This window comes from Pseudovibrio sp. Tun.PSC04-5.I4 (assembly GCF_900104145.1).
Lineage (GTDB): Bacteria > Pseudomonadota > Alphaproteobacteria > Rhizobiales > Stappiaceae > Pseudovibrio.
In genome coordinates, this window is sequence record NZ_FNLB01000006.1 from 1,914,292 (window position 1) to 1,934,033 (window position 19,742).

The following is a 19,742-nucleotide window of genomic DNA, read 5'->3' on the forward strand; positions in this document are numbered from 1 at the left end:
AGATGATAGCAATCCCTGATCTGCTCCGGTAAAACAACACAGCAAACAAGGGATTGAGATAGATGAAACATGGTGGGGACATTTCAACCGCTATCGAAAGTTACGGTGGGAATGCTGGAGAGTGGCTGGATCTTTCAACCGGGATCAATCCAGTCCCCTACCCAGCTGCCCATCTTATCTCCCAGCAAGGCCTCATCAGTCTGCCAACACAGCAGGCAGAGGCCGAGCTCTATAAGGCTGCAAGACGAGCCTACGGGATTCCTGAGGGTCTTGGAGTTGCGATTGCTCCCGGGACACAAGCAATAATCTCAGCCTTACCGCGTCTGCTGCAACCAGACACACCGATATCCATTGTCAGCCCCACCTACTCTTCTCACGAGGAAAGCTGGAGTGCGGCAGGTAACCCGGTAGAGATCATTTCCGCGCATGATTTGGAACAGCACCAATCACCGAACTGTTTGCTTGTGAACCCCAATAATCCAGATGGTGCGGTCCAAACACCCGAGCAGCTCCTCAAGCTTGCGACTACACAAAAAGAGCAAGGTGGCTATCTTATTGTCGATGAAGCATTCATGGATGTCATGCCGCAAAATTCAGTGGTTCCTCTCATATCAGATGAGAACATTCTGGTGCTGCGCAGCTTCGGTAAGTTTTTTGGTTTGGCAGGTGTGCGTCTGGGCTTTCTCATTGGTCCCAAACAGATCACAGACAAGCTGCAGCAAGTGTTTGGCAGTTGGGCTGTCTCCGGTCCCGCGCTGGACATTGGCACAGCCGCGCTACACGATCTGAACTGGCAGAATGATATGCGCAGCTTTCTGAGTAAAGAAATGCATATCTTTGCAGATCAGCTCAGAGCACAAAACCTTAGTATCCTCGGCAAAACGGATCTTTATATCCTCATCGAGCACCAAAACGCGCACCAGCTGCATGAGCTACTCGCACAGCAAAAAATCTGGACGCGTGTATTTGATTACAGCACCACATGGATGAGGTTAGGTCTCCCACCGCACAAGAATGAACGCGATAAATTCATCAAAGCTCTCAAGAAAGCGCAGGAGCAGATGCAACACCATGCTCCTTTATGAACATACGCTCTGGGTGCTTTTAGGCGCAATAATACTGGATGCACTGATTGGTGATCCAAACTGGCTTTGGAGATCTTTGCCTCACCCCGTATCGCTTATAGGGCGCGTTATCTCGGCACTGGACAAAGGCGCGAACAAGCCTGCGTTCTCAGCTAAACGTCGGAAACAAAACGGCTTAGCTACGCTCCTGCTCTTGGTGTCCGTTGCACTTGCCATTGGCATGTTGCTGGAAGAAGCCTTTCGTGCTCTTGCATACGGCGAGATTGGTGTCGCAATTATTAGCATGACGCTCATTGCGCAAAAGAGCCTGTACCAGCACGTAGCAAGAGTACGAGACGCCCTCGCGCACGGCGGTTTGACTGAAGGCCGCAAAGCCGTTTCCATGATCGTCGGCCGTAATCCAGATTATCTGGATGAAGCCGGTGTCAGCAGAGCAGCTATTGAATCGTGCGCCGAGAACTTCTCAGACGGAGTTGTCGCACCAATCCTCTGGTTTGCCGTGCTCGGCCTTCCCGGCATCCTAATGTACAAAGCCGTTAACACAGCGGACAGCATGATCGGCCACAAAAACGAGAAGTATGAAGCGTTTGGTTGGGCGTCAGCACGGTTTGATGATCTCATCAACCTACCTGCCTCGCGCTTGTCTGGCCTGCTCATCTACGGTGCAAGCCTCATATTGCGGAAAGATGCCAAAGCCGCATTCTCAACCATGGTGAGAGAAGCTAAGGACCACCGCTCCCCCAATGCAGGTTGGCCAGAAGCCGCTGTCGCAGGCGCTTTAGGTGTGGCCCTTGCAGGACCCCGTCAATATGCGGAATACAAGGTAGAAGACCCTTTCATGAACCCGACGGGCCGAAAGGAAGCCACCGCACAGGATATCAACGGCACACTGAAACTCATGGCCGTTTCCTGCTGCATACTTGCAGGCGTAATCTTGGTCCTTGCCCTCCTATAAGCTACGGATCTGCGCAATTTCCCAAAGCTTATCAAGGTCCATGTGCTCTTCAAGGTGATCTGCAAGAGCGTCTAACGCACCTTCAACGCGAGCCTCATAATTGAGTTTGGAAGCAACACCGAAGCCATTCAAAAACGCAGCGCGATAGGTATCTGATCCAAACAAACCATGTAGATAACAACCAGAAACCAACCCACTTTCTGAGATGGCACCATCAACATGGCTCCCAAGGTCCAACAGTGGCCTTGCGCAATCAGGTCCCTGCGTGCGCCCTACATGGATCTCATAACCAGTTACATCTGTGTCCCGCAAAAGATCGCGACCCGTTTTCAAGGTGGTTTGCTTATCTGAATTCAGCTTTGTTTTCACATCCAGCAGGCCAAGACCTTCAACTTCTCCCGGCGCACCTTCAATCCCATCAGGATCAGAAATGACTTTGCCCAACATCTGATAGCCGCCACAAATACCAAGCACCTGACCGCCTCGACGAACATGCGCGTATAGGTCGATATCCCAGCCTTGCGCCCGGAAGAAAGCCAAATCAGCAATGGTGGATTTTGTGCCCGGCAATAAAACCACGTCCGCATCGCCGGGTATAACTTCGCCGGGTAATACGAAGTCCAGCGTTACATTTTCTTCCATGCGCAACGGGTCAAGGTCATCAAAGTTGGCAATGCGGCTGATGACTGGCACCACAATTTTCACCGCGCCCTTGTGCTGACCCGCATCCAGATCAAGCGCATCTTCCGCAGGTAGATCAGTCGCGCGATGAAACCACGGTATAACACCAAGACTTGGCCATTGTGTCCGCTCTTCAACGGCTTTCACACCGGATTCAAAAAGCAAAGGATCACCCCTGAACTTATTGACAACAAAAGCTTTTATGCGCTTAGCCTCATCCTCCAGCAAAACATTATGTGTGCCAACCAAAGAGGCAATCACGCCGCCGCGATCAATATCCCCGCACAAAACCACGGGAATATCAGCCGCTTCCGCAAAACCCATGTTTGCGATGTCGCCAGACCGAAGATTAATCTCCGCAGGAGATCCGGCACCTTCTACAATGACCAGATCAGCCTTTGATTCAACCTGCGCAAAACTCTCCATAACATATTGAAGTAACGAATTTTTATGACGACCGAACTCCGACGCTTTCAAAGTCCCAAAGCGCTTACCCTGAACGATAATCTGGGAGCCACAGTCACTTTCCGGCTTCAGCAACACAGGGTTCATGTGCACACTAGTTGCAATTTTTGCACCGCGGGCCTGCAAAGCCTGCGCACGCCCAATCTCCCCGCCATCATCTGTGACAGCCGCATTGTTGGACATGTTCTGCGGCTTGAAGGGCTGCACGGATAATCCACGGCGCACGAACGCACGCGCCAGTCCGGCAACCAGCACACTCTTGCCAACGTTGGATCCAGTGCCTTGAATCATGACGGCGGGTTTCTTGGTCATTTTGATAATATCTCGGAGTTGGGCTTAAAACTCGATGCCTTCTTGCGGCTTTACACCGGAGCGGAACGGATGCTTAATCTGGGTCATTTCGGTGACCAGATCCGCAATCTCAATCAACTCGTCCTTGGCATTGCGGCCAGTGATAACCACATGAACATCCTCAGGCTTCTCATCACGAAGGAATGCAACGATTTCATCAATCGGGATATAATCGTACCGCAGTACAATATTCAGCTCATCCAGCAGCACAAGCTTATGCTCTCCGCAACAGATGAGCTCCTTTGCTGCATCCCAGGCGGCACGAGCGGCGGTAATATCGCGCTGACGATCCTGCGTTTCCCAGGTAAAGCCTTCACCCATGCGTTTGATGGTGACAAGATCGGAGAACCGATCCAGCGCCATGCGTTCGCCAGTTTCCAAGCGGCCTTTGACAAACTGAACAACAGCAACGCGATGACCATGACCCAAGCTGCGGAAGACCATACCAAAACCGGCAGTGGATTTGCCTTTTCCTTTGCCGGTGTGGACGATCAGCAAGCCCTTCTCGATGGTCTTGGTGGTCATGATTTTATCGCGAGCGGCTTTCTTCTTGCGCATCTTGTCAGCATGGCGCGCATCCAGTTCCGCTTCACTCATTTCAGTCTTGCTGGTCATAATATCCCCTCACTCATGAAGCTCTGCCTGCAAAGCCATTAAGTCATCATAGGCGCTGTTTCGCTTCGGCGCCCACATATCTCGTTGAATTGCTTCCTGAAACCGCTCGATCATTTCGCGCAGGGCCGCAGGGTTCTTTGCCAAAATGAAATCTCGCACATCTTCATCGTAAAGATATGCATCATAGAGCTGATCGAAATGATAGCTTTGAACAGCATTGGTTGTCGCCCCAAACGCGAACAGATAGTCCAGCGTGGCGGCCATCTCAAACGCGCCCTTGTACCCGTGGCGCATCACCCCAGCGATCCATTTGGGATTGGCAGCGCGGCCACGGACAACACGGCCTATCTCTTCCGATAGGCTTCGGATGACAGGACGTTCAGGACGGGAATGATCATTGTGATAGACCTGAGGAGCTTCACCGCGCAGCGCTTCAACACTGGCAGCCAATCCGCCTTCAAACTGATAATAGTCATCAGAATCAAGGAGATCGTGCTCTCTGTTATCCTGATTGTGGACTACCGCGCTCACTTGCTTCAAACGGCCTGCAAGGTCCTCTTTTGCTCGGACCCCTTCAACGCCGCGGGCATAACTATACCCGCCCCACTCAAGGAAACTCTCTGCAAAATCAGAGCGTTCCGACCACAGCCGCTCATCTATCAACGTCTGCAAACCCGCTCCATAGGCTCCCGGTTTGGAACCGAAGATACGAGCGGACGCCCGTTGTTTGGCCTGTTTTTCGCTAACACCTTGAGAAATCAAGGTTTCTCGCTCCACCTTATAACGAGCCGCAATCGGATTGGCCTCAATAGGCTCATCCAGTTCAGCAATAGCACACACAGCCGCGTCAAACAGGTGGATGAGCTGAGGGAATGCATCACGGAAAAACCCAGAGATACGGAGCGTCACATCAACACGCGGTCGTTGCAGGTCAGACAGGGGGATAACATCAAATCCTGTGACCCGACCAGAGGCCTTTTCCCAAACTGGGCGCGCACCAATTAAGGCCAGCGCCTGCGCAATATCATCACCACCGGTGCGCATATTGGCCGTGCCCCAACAACTCATCGCGATGGCATCCAGCCACTCGCCATGGTCCTCAAAGTGGCGCATAACCAACGCATTAGCGCTTTTTTCACCAAGCCGCCAAGCCACCTGTGTTGGCACACTGCGCACATCAATGGAATAAAAGTTGCGGCCCGTTGGCAATACATCAGGACGCCCACGCGACGGCGCACCAGAAGGCCCCGGAGGAACAAACTTGCCGGCAAGCGCGGATAAAACGCCTTCTGTCTCACTGGCACCGGATTGATCTACCGCAGGCGCAATCTGCTCAATCAGCACAGCCAGCACGGCCTTGGTCGCAATAAACTCTTCACCAACAGTCACATCACCGGAAACGAACGCAAGCGCTAAAGCTTCCAGCCGCTCCACGGTATCCCCGCAACTGCGCCACGGAGCTGTGAGGATATCTTGCAAAATTGATGGGCGTTCACCCGTCCAATCCACTTCAAAAGCACAGTCCAGCGGGTCAAACTTATCCAGATTCAAATCCTGAACAATTGCACGTAACACACTGTTATCTTGAGCACTATTCCCGCGCGGCACCCGCAGCAACGCAACCAGTAACTCGCTGCGCTGCACACCTTGCGGGGATATCCCTAAAATATGCAGGCCATCGCGGATCTGAAGCTCTTTCAAATCACAGAGGTGCGCATCAAGTCGGGCCAGCTGCGTGTTCTCATCCATTTCGCGGGTCAGGCCGATATCCTTGTCCAGCCCGTCCCGCGCTGCCACGCTAAGTATCTCTTTGCCAAGCACTTTCAGGCGGCGAGGATCGACCCCACTGGCAATGTAATATTCGTCCAGCAGCGCTTCCAATTCCACGGCAGAACCATGGCTTTCGGCGCGGGCAAGTGGCGGCGTCAAATGGTCAATAATTACAGATGACATGCGGCGCTTGGCTTGCGCGCCTTCCCCCGGATCATTGACGATAAACGGATAAATGTTTGGCACGGCTCCCAAAACGGCTTCAGGGTAGCATTCCTCAGAAAGCGCCAGAGCTTTACCGGGCAACCATTCCAGATTGCCGTGTTTGCCAAGGTGAACCAGCGCATCAGCGCCCCACTCCTCACGCAGCCACATGTACCATGCCAAATAATGATGCGGAGGAACCAGTGCTGGATCGTGATAAGTTTCTTTAGGATCAATGTTGTAACCGCGTGCAGGTTGAATGCCAACACTCACATTACCAAAGATTTGAATGGCAAGCTGAAAGGCATCCCCAACCACATGCGGGTCATCCTCCGGCTCGCCCCATCGTTCCCTAATTTCCCGCTGCACCTTGGCAGGAAGCCCAGAAAACAGCTGTTTATAGGCCTTCAGAGACAGGCTTTCCCCGCCTTGCCGTGCAGCGCGGTTGCGCAGATCATTGGTTGGGCCAGCCAGCAGCACATCAATCAGCTTTTCAGAGCTGGTAGGTGCGCCAGAAACGTCATAGCCTTCTGCGCCCATAGCTGAAAGCAATTCAACACACGAGGCGGGCGTATCCAAACCAACACCGTTTGCAATGCGACCGTCCTTATTAGGATAGTTTGCAAGGATCAGGCCGATTTTGCGTTTTTTTGCGTTTTTATGTCGAAGCCGCGCCCAATTGCCTGCAAGTTTGGAAACAAACGCCACGCGGTCATATTTTGGTACAAACCGAACCAGCGTGCTCTGGGTCTTGTCGTCGTATCCGCCTTCCTCTTTGAAGGAGATCGCGCGGGTCAACAACCGGCCATCCAGCTCTGGCAAAACAACATGCATGGCAAGGTCACGAGCAGAAAGACCCTGATCGCTTTCACGCCAACCATCTTCCGAGGAGGATGACAATACGATTTGCAGAACACATGCACCCGGCGCATCCAGAATGGTACCAGAATGCGCCTGCCCCGCTTTGGAAAGCGCAAAGGCAGTTGCGTTCAAAACCACATCAGGAGCGCACTGTTCAAACAGGTCGGTGACAACGGCGGCGCATTCTACTTGCTTCAGGCTCGCCACATAAATTGGCAGCGGATTTATTCCCTGCGCCTGCAACTCATGGCACAATGCAAACACTGGATCAGTCGCACCGCTTTGGTAAAGCGCACGGTAAAACACGATGGCCGCAACAGGAGCATCCGGGTTGACCCAACTGGCTTTCACATCCGCAAGGCTTGGCAGCGCATGGCCCTGTAACAACAAACCAACACGCGGCAGCGGCTTGGGTATCTCGGGCAGGCCCTCAGCAACGCCTGCAAGATGTGCAGCGTACTGCAAAGCACCGGAGAAGTTCTCCGGTCCACCCTCAATCAAATAGCGCCACAGGGTCTTAGCAGCCTCCACAGGAACGGTGGACCTCCCTACTAGCTCTGCGTCCCACTTGTCATCACCGGGCAACAGAACAAGCTTTACACCTTCAGCACGGGCAACTGCCTCCAACCGCTCAACACCGTACCGCCAATACTCAACACCGCCCAGCAACCGCACCACAACCAGCTTGGAAGCCTGCACGGTCTGCTCAACGTAAAGATCAACCGAGTATGGATGCGACAGCGCCAGAAAACTGGCGAGACGAAGCGTGTAGTCCTCATGCAGTGCATGAGCAGACGCAAGACCAGCCAGTTCTGTATCAGCGGCAGAAAGGAACACCACATCCGCAGGCGTTTGCCCCAGATTGACGGCTTCCTCGCCTTCATCCAATCGGCGCGATTGTCCGACAAGTACATGCATATGTTCTAAACCGTCTCAGTCACACCAAGCACCGCTTGTGCAGCGCCTTGGTCAAACCCGGCAAGGCCGATAACAACCAGCTTGCTGTGGCTTTCACTGCCAGTCGCAAACCAAGCTTCAACACGCGGGCCAACCGCCTGCACCAAAACAGGCGCACTCTTACCCTCAACAACAACACTGCCTTTGATGCGCAGGATACCGGAGATTTTCATAGCCGCCTCAACTTGCAGTTTGGCCTCCTCTAGAGAGGCAAAACTGCGCACTGGCAAAACGATGCTCTCAAAATCATCATGTGAATGTTCATGATGATGGTCGTGGTCGTGAGCATGTTGTGTTTCATGGTGGGCACTGCGCAAGGCCATATCGTCTTCTGCGCCGCAATCCCGGCCCAGCAGCACATCAAGCGCCAACTCACCGTGGGAGGCTGCAACAATCTCAACTCCGTCCCGCAAGCGCGCGCCTATGGAGGCTCTCACAGCAGCCAGTCCAGCCTCATCCAGAAGATCAGCCTTGGAAAGCACAACAAGGTCAGCGCAGGTCAGCTGATCTGTAAACAGCTCTTCAATCGGGCTTTCATGGTCCAGCGCCTCATCAGCAGCGCGCTGTGCAGCAACAGCCTCTTCATCGGAGGCCACCTTGCCAACAGCAACCGCAGGCGCATCCACAACGGTGACAACGCTGTCTACGGTGACGCGTGGCTTAACGGAGGGCCAGTTGAAAGCACGCACCAAGGGCTGAGGCAACGCAAGGCCGGATGTTTCAATCACAATCACGTCTGGTGCTGGCTTGCGTTCAAGCAGCATTTCCATAGTTGGCAAAAAATCATCGGCCACGGTGCAGCAAATGCAGCCATTTGCCAGCTCCACCACTTCATCAGCAGCACACTCAGGGTCCGCACAGCCATTCACCAGTGAGCCATCAAAGCCCATTTCACCAAATTCGTTGACGATCAGCGCAATGCGCTTGTCTTTCGCCTTCATCAACAGGTTGCGGACCAGAGTGGTTTTACCAGCTCCAAGGAAACCCGTGATGATGACAGCAGGGATTTTCTTCGGCGCAGCTGTAAATTCAAAACTCATAGTTTAATCTCCGGGGATAAGGCAGGCTTCAACTGTAACGGCTGACCAGCAGCAACAAACACAACATAATGGCAAAGCTCGGCCATGCGCTGATTGAGGCGGCCAGCCTCATCACGAAACGCACGGGCCAGCGCATTTTCAGGCACAATGCCCATACCAACTTCATTGCCAACAAAAACAACAGGACAAGGCAGCTCCGCCAAAACACGCTCCAGCGCATTAAGCTCCACAGCCCAGTCTCGCTGCGCATGCATGAGGTTGGAGAGCCACAGCGTCAGGCAATCCACCAGGATCGCACGTTCACTCTGTGCGGCCTGTTCAAGTGCGTGCACAAGCTCCAGCGGCTCCTCATGGGTCTCCCACAAGGGTCCGCGTTGATCTTTGTGCGCCGCAATCCGCTGCTCCATTTCCCGGTCAAAGGCTTGACCCGTAGCAATGTAGGTGGGCTTGCGTCCGCTTTGCACAATCAGCTTTTCCGCATATGCGCTCTTCCCGCTCCGAGCTCCGCCCGTAACAAGGGCATGGCAGATCATCTCTCTGCCGCCGTGATGCACCATAAAAACTAGGCCGCCATCACACAAGCGAAAGCATAAGCTTTGCAAGGATTGGGAATAAGCATATCGTCTGCCCCGTTTAAGGGCAGGTATAGGTTCGTCATCAGCACCCTTCGCCGTCCACCCGACAGCCGTGTTATGTCAAAATCAATCTCCAGCCGGTCTCCTGGCTCACGGTTCAATCAAACACAACCACCTTCCCAGCATCGATGCCAGTGGCTTAAGGTCATGGTCTCACCGCTTACAGTTGCGGGGGCAGCTGCGGCATACTCCAAATTTATGGAACCGCATTCCCGTTTCATCCTTCCCATAAAGCACCGCAAGGGCACCCAGGTAAAGATACTGAAGTGTTGCCGCTAAGTTTGCGGTGCCATGCCCCTTTCTGTCAATTGCCTTTGTGATAATTCCAACACCACCTGTTTCCCAGACCCTGAAATACCGTGGTTTTCTGGGTTTTCCAGCTAACCCTCTTGGATATCTCAATAAAAAACGCAGTAAACTGTCAACAAACTCTAGTTTCCCCAAAAAACAGGCTTGGCAAACCCGATATGCCTCTGTAAAAGCCTCTTCACACAAACGGCGAGGATAACTCGCAAGGGTGATTATTCCCCGGTAGCTCAGTGGTAGAGCAAGCGGCTGTTAACCGCTTGGTCGCTGGTTCGAGTCCGGCCCGGGGAGCCATTCTTTTTCGTTTGTTGTCGATACGGCAAGATCATTGTGATCCCCGGTAGCTCAGTGGTAGAGCAAGCGGCTGTTAACCGCTTGGTCGCTGGTTCGAGTCCGGCTCGGGGAGCCACTTCTTTGATTGCAGCCATACTGGCAAGAGTATTTGTTCCCCGGTAGCTCAGTGGTAGAGCAAGCGGCTGTTAACCGCTTGGTCGCTGGTTCGAGTCCGGCCCGGGGAGCCACTCTTCTCTCAAAATCTCCCAGTACATTATGTCCAGCGCTTTTTCACAAATGGACCACAGCTGCGTCTATCCTTCAAAACAAACAAAAACAATGCTCACACGCAGCGAATTCACGGCCCCTCAACAGCTGATGGCCGCAGACACGGCGCTCTCTTAGGCAAGACAATTTTCCGCACACGAAGAGATGCATTCCACGTCGCTGCAAAAAGAATGTTCGCATTGCACGGCTTATCCGGGATAATAGCGCTAGGACGACACCCCAAATTCTAGGGGACCCTTAAGATTATTTCAAAAATTCATAGCCAGCTTATCTTCCCAGCAAATGCGGGTAAGCCCTACACGTTATGCGCTTACCCCCTCTTGCTTATCAACTCAAACCCGTTGAGGTCATAGCCATTTAAGCCCCCTGATCAAAAAATAATGTCATTTTTATAGGTGATAAATTTAACGATGATATTTCAGATAAAAGCAATTTGACACTGCAAAACAATACATTGAAAATTTTACCTAATTATTAGTAAATAAGATTAAAGTATAAAAACGAGCAGTATAATTTATATACACTTCTTATGGCATAGATACTCAAAGTAAATACGGATACTAATAATATATTCGACGTAACTTACCTTAGGTGTAGCATTAGGAACATCAGTAATCCTAAATCTTACTATCAAAAGGTATTTTAATTAGGCCCCCCTCACGGGAATAGTTGCTGCGTAAATGTCAGGGAGCCAGCTATGAGTATTCAAGTTCCAGTCACAGGCCCGGTCTGTTCACGCAAGGCCTGGGCTCACACGTCTGCCATATTGGCCGCGTTATTTCTCTCTCCGGCCCTTGCCAGTGCCTCTGCAGAACAAACACCTCACCCTGAAACCAGCGCGATTTCAGAACCGCGGCTCATTAATAAATCCAAGGCAGGTCATACCTATGCAATGCCAGAGGACTATCTGGCTGTGACGGTAGCTCCCCCGGTGCAAAAACCGAATACAGATCCGCTGGACAGCGATCTTTCTATCTGGGTTGGTGAAGTGGAAATTGAAGGCCGCAAAACCCTCTGGGTTGAGCTGATCGATAAACATGGCGAAGTGATCTACAATACCGAAATTCATCAAAATGAGACCCACCTTCTGCCAGATGGCCGCGCAATCGCAGTAACTGTCATGCACCCAAAGAAACAGCAGACCATGCAGGAAGGCCGTATTAAGAAAGACCAATCCCGCATCTCGATCAATGAGCGCTTTGTTGTGACGCAGAAGGAAGCTTTCTCTCCCGCCCTCGATACACAGGTGAACCTGCTTGAGGTGCGCCCCGTGCCAAAGCAGATCCATAATTCCTTCATGCTCCGCGCTGGCAAGAATGGCGAACTCATCTGGAAAGCGACCAAAGATGCAATCACGTGGTTAGAGAGCGACCGCTGAGCAAGACCGTCTTTCTCGCAAAACGATGCTCTCAAAAATTGCATTTAGCGCACTCATTCGAAGCCGCCAAACACATCGAGCAAATTCGTTCAATAGAGCGGCTTCAAATAGAATAATTTCCTAGTCTTTCTGTTCCTTTGGCAGGCGTTTTCTTGTCCATCACAACTCCACGCAGTAGCGTTCTAGTTCAAGGGACCGATTAAAGTTGTCCCATCTTATCCCGAATGAACTGCTCACATTATTGGGCCCGCACACTTTACCGAGAGATATTATGGACACACGCAGCTCTGTTATCGATGCTATTGGCAATACACCGCTCATCCGCCTCAAAGGCCCTTCAGAACGAACCGGCTGTGAGATCCTCGGAAAAGCCGAGTTTATGAACCCCGGCCAGTCCGTGAAAGACCGCGCCGCTCTTTTCATCATCCGCGATGCTGAGAAGAAAGGCACACTGAAGCCCGGCGGCATTATTGTGGAAGGGACTGCTGGCAACACCGGCATTGGCCTTGCACTTGTGGGCAATGCATTGGGCTATCGCTCTGTCATTGTCATTCCAGAAACGCAATCTCAGGAAAAGAAAGACATGCTCCGCATTGCCGGGGCAGAACTCATCGAAGTACCAGCGGTTCCCTATAAAAATCCGAACAACTACATCAAAGTATCTCAGCGCGTGGCTGAAGAGCTGAACAGATCCAATCCGCAGGGCGCAATCTGGGCCAATCAGTTTGATAACACCGCCAACCGCCAAGGCCATATTGAGACCACAGCGCAAGAAATCTGGCAGCAGACCGACGGCAAAGTGGATGGTTTCATCTGTTCTGTTGGCACAGGCGGTACGTTGGCTGGCACAGGCATCGGCTTGAAGGAAAAGAACCCAAACATCAAAATCGGCCTAGCAGATCCACACGGCGCAGCACTTTACAACTACTACGCTCATGGTGAGCTGAAATCTGAGGGCTCCTCTATTTCAGAGGGAATCGGTCAGGGCCGCATCACCGCAAATCTGGAAGAGGCCCCAATCGACATTCCCTACCGCATTTCAGATGAGGAAGGATTGCTGATCAATTTTGAGCTGCTGGAACATGAGGGCCTCTGCCTCGGCGGCTCCTCAGGCATCAATGTTGCTGGCGCGATCCGTCTGGCGAAAGAGTTAGGTCCGGGCCACACCATTGTTACCATCCTGTGTGATTACGGCACCCGCTATCAGGGCAAGATGTTCAACCCAGCATTCCTACGGGAAAAAGGCTTACCGGTTCCGCAATGGATGGAACGTAAATCCTCCATCACCATACCGTTTGAAGCAGCATAAGATTTACTCGCAAAACAATGGATTAAAGCAGTTTGTTTACACCCTGACCAAAAGCAACCTGCTTTAATCACTCCATAAAATTTGGGGGACGCAAATAATACCAAGAGGTTTTGACCTTACCTCTTGGCGCGAGTATACAGGAAGCCTCGCAGCGCAGGAGTTGTAACGCTTGGAATCCTCATTCAGTCTGCTTCCCCTCATCGCTCTCTCCAGCGTCTTTTTTTATGCATTGGCCATTATCTGCGCCATTCGTGAGGTCATGTATTCGCGCACCTCGCAAGGCAGTATTGCCTGGCTGCTGTCGCTGTTCTTCATCCCCATGCCCACGGTGTTCCTGTATTTCATCTTCGCGTGGAAACGGCTGGATGATTACATGGAGGTCCGCGACGACATCTCTCAAATCGAGACGGACGTCCTCGATCGCCATACGCAGTACGTAGATGGAACCGCCAGCAGCGCGTGGCCGGTTCATTCCCGCGTCGCCGCCGTGCCATTTCTCAAAAACAACACCTGCGACCTGCTGATTGATGGGCCCGCGATGTTCGCCTCCATCATCCATGGCATTAAAACCGCCAATAAACACGTGCTGGTGCAGTTCTTCATCATCCGGGAGGACAGTGTCGGACGGGAACTGGCAGACGCCCTCATAGAAAGAGCTAAAGCCGGCCTTATGGTCTGCCTGCTCTATGATGATGTCGGTTCCAGATCACTTTCAGACAAATACATCAACCGCCTGAAGGAAGCCGGTGTCCGCGTCAGCGGCTTTAACAGACGACACCGCCTTATGCGTATGTTAGGCCCCATGCGCCTCAATTACCGCAATCACCGTAAAGTCGTGGTCGCAGACAGTGAGCACTGTTGGATCGGAGGCCACAACATTGGCGAGGAATATCTGGGTCTATCAAAGGAATTTGGCCACTGGCGTGACACCCATGTAAAAGTGACGGGCCCCGTCGCATTAGCCGCAACCCTGTCCTTTAGCGAGGACTGGCAATTCGCCACCGGTAAAGCCTTACAACTGGAGCTACCAAGCAACTTCCCGAAAGTGGAGGGTGAAAGCGTGATGATCATGCCCACCGGTCCAGCTGATATTCAGGAGGATTGTGCCATCACCTTTGTGGAAAGCATCTCAAGAGCCAAAGAGCGCCTATGGATTGTCAGCCCCTACTTCGTACCGGGTATTGAGGTGCTGACAGCGCTGTACGCAGCCGCTCTGCGCGGCGTTGATGTTCGCATCCTATTGCCAGAAAAAGCCGACCACTGGCTTGTCTGGCTCGCCAGTTACGCCCATGCAGACAATCTCGCCAGCCATGGAATCAAGGTCTTCCGCTATCTGGAAGGCTTCCTGCACGAGAAGGTCATTCTCATTGATGACGAACTTGCAGGCATCGGCACCGTCAACTTCGACAACCGCTCCTTCAACATCAATTTTGAAATCACCATGTGGTTCACCAGCCAAAGCATGGTGCAGCGTACAGAACAGATGTTACTTCTGGACTTTAAAGGCGCACGCCAAACTGACAGGCTGGAGCTGAACAGCCGCAGATACGCCTTCCGCGTTCTAGCCCAAGCAGCCCGCCTGTTCTCTCCGGTGCTATAGTCCATACTTGCGAAAATGCGTTTTCCTCTGCTCAAAAAACCAGAAACAGCTCCAAAGATTACTGAGTTCACTTCACTAGACCTATCCCTAGTAGATATATTAGGTTAGGTCCCAATGAGACAATAATGACGTGGGGGCCCTCAGCATGTCCTTTGTGCCTGAGCTTAGTATTCTTGCGGGTTTCACACTCGCTTCTTTCATCCTCGCCATTACACCCGGCCCGGATATGACCTTCTTCATGAGCAAAACGCTCACCCAAGGCCGTAAAGCCGGGTTGGTGGCAGTGGTCGGTGCCACAAATGGCATCATGATCCACGCGCTTCTGGCTGCCATTGGCATTTCAGCTCTTCTGGCGGCATCAGAGTTTGCCTTCCAGATTCTCAAAACAGTAGGCGCGCTTTATCTCGGTTGGTTGGCGTTCCAGATCCTGCGCAATGGATCAGCTCTTAGTCTGGAAGAATCCGAAGCATCCAGCGAGCCAAGCAGAGCAATCTGGGCCAAAGCACTCACAATCAACCTGCTCAACCCCAAGGTCGTGCTGTTTTTTGTAACCTTCCTGCCGCAATTCGTTTCAGCCAATGACCCCGGAGCAACTGCAAAACTGTTATTCCTCGGCTTCTTCTTCATTCTGCTCAATGTACCAAGCAGCCTGTTGATGGTGTTTGGTGCCTCAGCCGTATCCAAGTTCCTGCGCAGTTCCCCGCGTGTTATGCGCATTCTCGATTATTCCTTCGCAGGCATCATGGCGGCATTCGCAGTAAAACTGCTCAGCGCTCGCGCGTCGGCTTAAGTCACCGCAACGAAACAAATAGGTGCGTGAACTCATTTCACCACGCACCTTTTCATACTGATATTTTTGAGTTTATCCCATGACAGAACATCTATATCGCGAAGATTCTTACCTGCGCAGCTGCGAAGCGACAATCACCAAGATCACACCGGAAAGCGGCATCATTTTAGACCGCACGTGCTTTTACCCCAATGGCGGCGGGCAGCCCGGCGACACTGGCTCCTTAGAGCTGGAAGACGGCACGCGCATCCCCCTTGCCACCGCTGTTTACTCAGCAGACAGAAGCCAGATCATCCATGTGCCAGCAGAAGGGACACTGCTGCCAGAGGGGCTTACAAACGGCTCCACTAAGGTTACAGTTCACCTTGACTGGCAAACCCGTTACAAACGCATGCGCGTCCACACGGCGTTGCACTTGCTCTCTGTTGTCCTGCCTCATCCGGTCACCGGCGGCCAGATCAGCGATGGAACAGGTCGGTTGGATTTTGATCTGCCTGAAGCCACATTGGATAAAGTGGAGCTCACAGAAAAGCTTCAAGAGCTCATCGATGGGGACCACCCCATAACGCAGGAATGGATCAGCGACGAAGAGCTGGAGGCCAATCCGGGCCTTGTAAAGACCATGAGCGTAAAACCGCCTATGGGCAGTGGCAGGGTAAGGCTGATAAGAATTGGTGAGAGTGTTGATTTGCAACCCTGCGGCGGTACGCACGTAACGCAGACATCCCAGATCGGCAAAGCAACCATTACCAAAATTGAAAAAAAGGGACGCCAGAACCGCCGCGTCCGCATTCAGTTGGAGGACTAAGAGATGGCACTGGATCCAATCGTATCAACCGGGTGGCTCAAAGAGCATCTGAACGCACCTGATGTGGTGATTGTAGATGCCTCCTGGTATTTGCCAGCCATGGGACGCGATGCGAAAAAAGAATACAAGACAGCACATATTCCCGGTGCACTGTTTATGGATATTGATGAGGTCTCCGACCAGTCCTCCCCCTTACCACACATGATGCCAGAACCTCACATCTTCTCCTCCCGCATGCGCCGCATGGGGATTGGGGATGGGCAAACCATTGTTGTTTACGATGGCATGGGCATTTTCTCGGCTGCTCGTGTGTGGTGGATGTTCCGCGCATTTGGTGTAGAGCGTGTTCATGTGCTGGATGGCGGCCTGCCAAAATGGAAAGAAGAAGGCTTGCCACTGACAGATGAAGTGCCCCCCCGCATGGAACGTCACTTCACCGCCATGCTGAACAACGACATGGTCCGTGGTCTCAACGAAGTTCAATCCGCTCTGACCTCCCAAAGTCACTTTCTTCTGGATGCACGGGCACCAGAACGCTTCAAAGGTATTGCTCCAGAACCACGTGATGGTGTGCGTGCAGGGCACATGCAGAATGCTCTTAATCTTCCATTTGGGCTGCTGCTCAACGAAGGTCAGTTGCGCTCCAAAGAGGACCTCAAAGAGATCTTCGCACAGGCAGGAGTGGATGCCACCACCCCAGTCATCACCACATGCGGCTCCGGTGTAACTGCTGCTGTCATCACACTGGCATTGACACAAATCGGCTACACCAAGAACGCGCTTTATGACGGATCATGGACTGAATGGGGCTCCCATCCTGACACAGAAGTCATCAGCGAACCAGCCTGACTTAAACCAGAATCACATTCGCAAGAAAGCCCTGCAAACCATTGACCTGCAGGGCTTTTATTTATGCGCTTACCAACTCTTTTTGCTCAACAACAGCATCCTGCCTGCCAAGCTTATTCGCGTCATCAAGCCAGCTGGCACGTTCTTCCTCTGTAGAGGCAATGATCGGCGAGAACATTTCAAAACTCACAGGATCAAATCCGACGAAGTCCAGAATCTGGTTCTTCATCGCCTTCTGATGTGCCCGCTCATACAGCTCCTCCTAATAATGCACGGGTGTATCACTCGTGATCATCATACGCGCACTCCGACCTTCCAGCAGTTGATCTGGCAACTCTGCTCCCTTTTGAAACTGGAAGGCAAATCCGGGCAACAGCACCCTCAAAATTCATCTGCACTAGGTTCATCACACGAACCTCAGCCCCCACCTCACGAGCCGACTGCACATAACTTTCTGCGAGCGCTTGACCAAAGCGCTTTTCCCAAAATGACCGCTAAAAACAAGGAAGATAATAAAAAAGCCCCGCTGAAACAGCGAGGCTTTGAATTTGAAACTCTGTTCAGATCAGTGGTTGAGGATCTGTGAGAGGAACATCTGTGTCCGTTCATGCTGCGGATTGGTGAAGAACGGCTCTGGCTCATTCTGCTCAACAATCTGCCCCTGATCCATAAAGATCACGCGGTTTGCCACTTTACGGGCAAAGCCCATTTCGTGGGTTACGCAGAGCATGGTCATGCCTTCTTCAGCCAGACCAATCATAACATCCAGAACTTCCTTGATCATCTCAGGATCAAGCGCAGAAGTCGGCTCATCAAACAGCATCACCTTCGGGTTCATGCAGAGCGAGCGGGCAATTGCCACACGCTGCTGCTGACCACCAGAAAGCTGACCGGGGTACTTATGGGCCTGCTCAGGGATCTTCACCCGCTCAAGGTAGTGCATCGCAACTTTTTCGGCCTCTTTCTTCGGCATCTTGCGAACCCAGATTGGAGCAAGTGTACAGTTCTCCAAAATGGTCAGATGCGGAAAAAGGTTGAAGTGCTGGAAACACATGCCAACTTCACGGCGGATCTCATCAATCTTCTTGAGGTCAGACGTCAGCTCAATACCGTCAACAACGATACGACCCTTCTGGTGCTCTTCAAGACGGTTGATACACCGGATCATAGTGGACTTACCGGAACCAGATGGACCACAGATAACAATCCGCTCGCCGCGCATAACCTTCAGGTTAATATCGCGCAGAACATGAAAGTCACCATACCATTTATCCATGCCGTTGATTTCGATAGCCACATCGGTATCTGAAATCTGCATTTTTTTGCGGTCTGCCTGAACGTCAGCGAGATTTGCGTCACTCATTTTTATTTCTCCGAGTTTCTCTTGGCTTGCGCCAGGCGACTAGCGATGGCCGGTATGCAGTTTGCGTTCCAAATACATCGAATATCTGGACATTGCAAAGCAGAAGATAAAGAACATGAACGCGATAAACGCATAAAGTTCTACAACGATACCATTCCAACGTTGGTCTGCAAGCGTTGGCGCAACCAATCCAAGCGGATCCATAAGGCCAATAATCAATACCAATGTGGTGTCTTTAAACAAACCGATGAATGTATTCACGATACCTGGGATGGAAATCTTGAGCGCTTGCGGCAAGATAATCAATCTCATGCTCTGCCAATATCCAAGACCCAGCGCATCGGCAGCTTCATACTGTCCCTTTGGCAAGGCTGCCAAACCACCACGAATAACCTCAGCCATATAAGCACTGGCAAAGAAGGTCACCATGATAACAACGCGCAGCAGGATGTCAAAATTCACGCCCTTTGGCAGGAAATAGTTGAGCAAAACATGCGCAACGAACAGCAAGGTAATCAACGGCACACCGCGAATAAACTCGATAAAAATAACAGCCAGTGACTTCACTATTGGCAGGTTAGAACTACGAGATAACGCCAGCACAATCCCAATTGGCAATGAGAAGGAAATACCAGACACCCCAATAATCAGGGTAAGCAGCAGCCCACCGAGCTTACCAGAAGCCACGGGTTCCAGACCCAAAAAGCCACCCCAAATCAGCGTAAACGCAACAAATGGGTAAACCAGCGAGAAGATCAGCGCCTTACTGCGACCCGGCATATCCTCCCACAAAGCAGGAGCCAGAGCCAGAAACAGCAATACAAAGGCAAGGACCGGACGCCAGTACAACTCGCTTGGGTAAAAACCAAACAGGAACTGATTATAGCGTTCCTTCACCACCGCCCAACATGCCCCATCACTGATCTGACGACATTCATCCAGCGAATTCGCATTCCAGACAGATTTTACAAACGCCCAGTCAATAAAGCCGGGCATGACCCAAAACACGGCGAAGATAGTAGCCAGCGTCAAAATGGAATTCAGCGCGGAGGAAAACAGGTTTTGACGGACCCACCCAATGGCACCAGTGGTCCCTTGAGGGGCGGGTAACTGCGGCCTATCGAAGGTCGCAACGAATGCAACAGAACTATCACTCATC

The 19,742-nt window shown here is 52.0% G+C and carries 16 protein-coding genes, 3 tRNA genes and 1 riboswitch; of the genes, 11 read left to right on the plus strand and 8 right to left on the minus strand.

Annotated elements, in window-relative coordinates; translation table 11 throughout:
• Positions 1-62 precede the first annotated feature (62 nt).
• Both cobD and cbiB read left to right on the plus strand, forming a co-directional pair.
• The gene (gene cobD / locus BLS62_RS13925) at positions 63-1,085 is read left to right on the plus strand and encodes a threonine-phosphate decarboxylase CobD (RefSeq protein WP_093181798.1); all 1,023 of its coding nucleotides are present in this window, start codon (positions 63-65) and stop codon (positions 1,083-1,085) included.
• Positions 1,072-2,040: an adenosylcobinamide-phosphate synthase CbiB gene (gene cbiB, locus BLS62_RS13930; RefSeq protein WP_093181801.1), complete on the plus strand. Its 969-nt coding sequence runs from the start codon at positions 1,072-1,074 to the stop codon at positions 2,038-2,040. Before cobD ends, cbiB begins: the two co-directional genes overlap by 14 nt.
• Here cbiB and BLS62_RS13935 read toward each other — a convergent pair.
• Genes BLS62_RS13935 through cobU form a run of 5 tightly spaced genes read right to left on the minus strand, consistent with a single transcriptional unit; the run spans position 2,035 to position 9,541 of the window.
• Positions 2,035-3,498 carry a cobyric acid synthase gene (locus BLS62_RS13935; protein ID WP_093181804.1) on the minus strand — a complete coding sequence of 488 codons (1,464 nt, stop codon included), beginning with the start codon at positions 3,496-3,498 and terminating at the stop codon, positions 2,035-2,037. The genes cbiB and BLS62_RS13935 overlap by 6 nt on opposite strands.
• 24 nt (positions 3,499-3,522) lie before the next feature.
• Positions 3,523-4,152 carry a cob(I)yrinic acid a,c-diamide adenosyltransferase gene (gene cobO, locus BLS62_RS13940; protein ID WP_093181806.1) on the minus strand — a complete coding sequence of 210 codons (630 nt, stop codon included), beginning with the start codon at positions 4,150-4,152 and terminating at the stop codon, positions 3,523-3,525.
• 9 nt (positions 4,153-4,161) lie between these two features.
• On the minus strand, positions 4,162-7,905 hold the full coding sequence (gene cobN, locus BLS62_RS13945) for a cobaltochelatase subunit CobN (RefSeq protein ID WP_093181811.1): 3,744 nt from the start codon (positions 7,903-7,905) through the stop codon (positions 4,162-4,164).
• Positions 7,906-7,910: 5 nt separating this feature from the next.
• Positions 7,911-8,984, minus strand: a complete 1,074-nt coding sequence (gene cobW / locus BLS62_RS13950; RefSeq protein ID WP_093181813.1) for a cobalamin biosynthesis protein CobW — start codon at positions 8,982-8,984, stop codon at positions 7,911-7,913.
• Positions 8,981-9,541 (minus strand): bifunctional adenosylcobinamide kinase/adenosylcobinamide-phosphate guanylyltransferase, encoded by a 561-nt coding sequence (gene cobU / locus BLS62_RS13955; RefSeq protein ID WP_244283588.1) that lies wholly within the window; start codon positions 9,539-9,541, stop codon positions 8,981-8,983. The genes cobW and cobU overlap by 4 nt, the downstream gene beginning before the upstream one ends.
• Positions 9,542-9,676: 135 nt before the next feature.
• Positions 9,677-9,875: riboswitch (cobalamin riboswitch) on the minus strand.
• A gap of 269 nt (positions 9,876-10,144) precedes the next feature.
• On the opposite strand from cobU, the gene BLS62_RS13960 reads away from it, so the two are divergent.
• The 9 genes from BLS62_RS13960 (at position 10,145) to sseA (ending at position 17,220) form a co-directional block, all read left to right on the plus strand.
• Positions 10,145-10,219 (plus strand) — tRNA-Asn (locus BLS62_RS13960).
• A 40-nt stretch (positions 10,220-10,259) separates the two neighbouring features.
• Positions 10,260-10,334: transfer RNA gene (locus BLS62_RS13965), tRNA-Asn, on the plus strand.
• A gap of 37 nt (positions 10,335-10,371) precedes the next feature.
• Positions 10,372-10,446 (plus strand) — tRNA-Asn (locus BLS62_RS13970).
• Positions 10,447-11,183: 737 nt separating this feature from the next.
• Positions 11,184-11,864, plus strand: a complete 681-nt coding sequence (locus BLS62_RS13975; protein WP_093181816.1) for a hypothetical protein — start codon at positions 11,184-11,186, stop codon at positions 11,862-11,864.
• Between the two features lie 271 nt (positions 11,865-12,135).
• The gene (locus BLS62_RS13980; RefSeq protein WP_093181819.1) at positions 12,136-13,173 is read left to right on the plus strand and encodes a cysteine synthase A; all 1,038 of its coding nucleotides are present in this window, start codon (positions 12,136-12,138) and stop codon (positions 13,171-13,173) included.
• 169 nt (positions 13,174-13,342) lie between these two features.
• Positions 13,343-14,773 carry a cardiolipin synthase gene (cls, locus tag BLS62_RS13985; protein WP_093181821.1) on the plus strand — a complete coding sequence of 477 codons (1,431 nt, stop codon included), beginning with the start codon at positions 13,343-13,345 and terminating at the stop codon, positions 14,771-14,773.
• A gap of 145 nt (positions 14,774-14,918) precedes the next feature.
• A complete protein-coding gene (locus tag BLS62_RS13990) occupies positions 14,919-15,563 on the plus strand; it encodes a LysE family translocator (protein ID WP_093181823.1) in 645 nt (214 codons plus the stop codon).
• A 79-nt stretch (positions 15,564-15,642) separates the two neighbouring features.
• Positions 15,643-16,371 carry an alanyl-tRNA editing protein gene (locus BLS62_RS13995; protein WP_093181826.1) on the plus strand — a complete coding sequence of 243 codons (729 nt, stop codon included), beginning with the start codon at positions 15,643-15,645 and terminating at the stop codon, positions 16,369-16,371.
• A 3-nt stretch (positions 16,372-16,374) separates the two neighbouring features.
• Positions 16,375-17,220: a 3-mercaptopyruvate sulfurtransferase gene (sseA, locus tag BLS62_RS14000; RefSeq protein WP_093181829.1), complete on the plus strand. Its 846-nt coding sequence runs from the start codon at positions 16,375-16,377 to the stop codon at positions 17,218-17,220.
• 61 nt (positions 17,221-17,281) lie between these two features.
• Here sseA and BLS62_RS31700 read toward each other — a convergent pair whose 3' ends face one another.
• From BLS62_RS31700 to BLS62_RS14015, 3 genes are all read right to left on the minus strand, one after another.
• Entirely contained in the window at positions 17,282-17,449 is a 168-nt protein-coding gene (locus BLS62_RS31700) for a hypothetical protein (protein ID WP_208990853.1), read from the minus strand.
• 336 nt (positions 17,450-17,785) lie between these two features.
• Positions 17,786-18,583, minus strand: coding sequence for an amino acid ABC transporter ATP-binding protein (locus BLS62_RS14010; RefSeq protein ID WP_093181831.1), 798 nt, complete (start codon positions 18,581-18,583; stop codon positions 17,786-17,788).
• A 39-nt stretch (positions 18,584-18,622) separates the two neighbouring features.
• Complete coding sequence (locus BLS62_RS14015; protein WP_093181833.1) at positions 18,623-19,741, minus strand: amino acid ABC transporter permease; 1,119 nt, start codon at positions 19,739-19,741, stop codon at positions 18,623-18,625.
• Position 19,742: the final 1 nt, after the last annotated feature.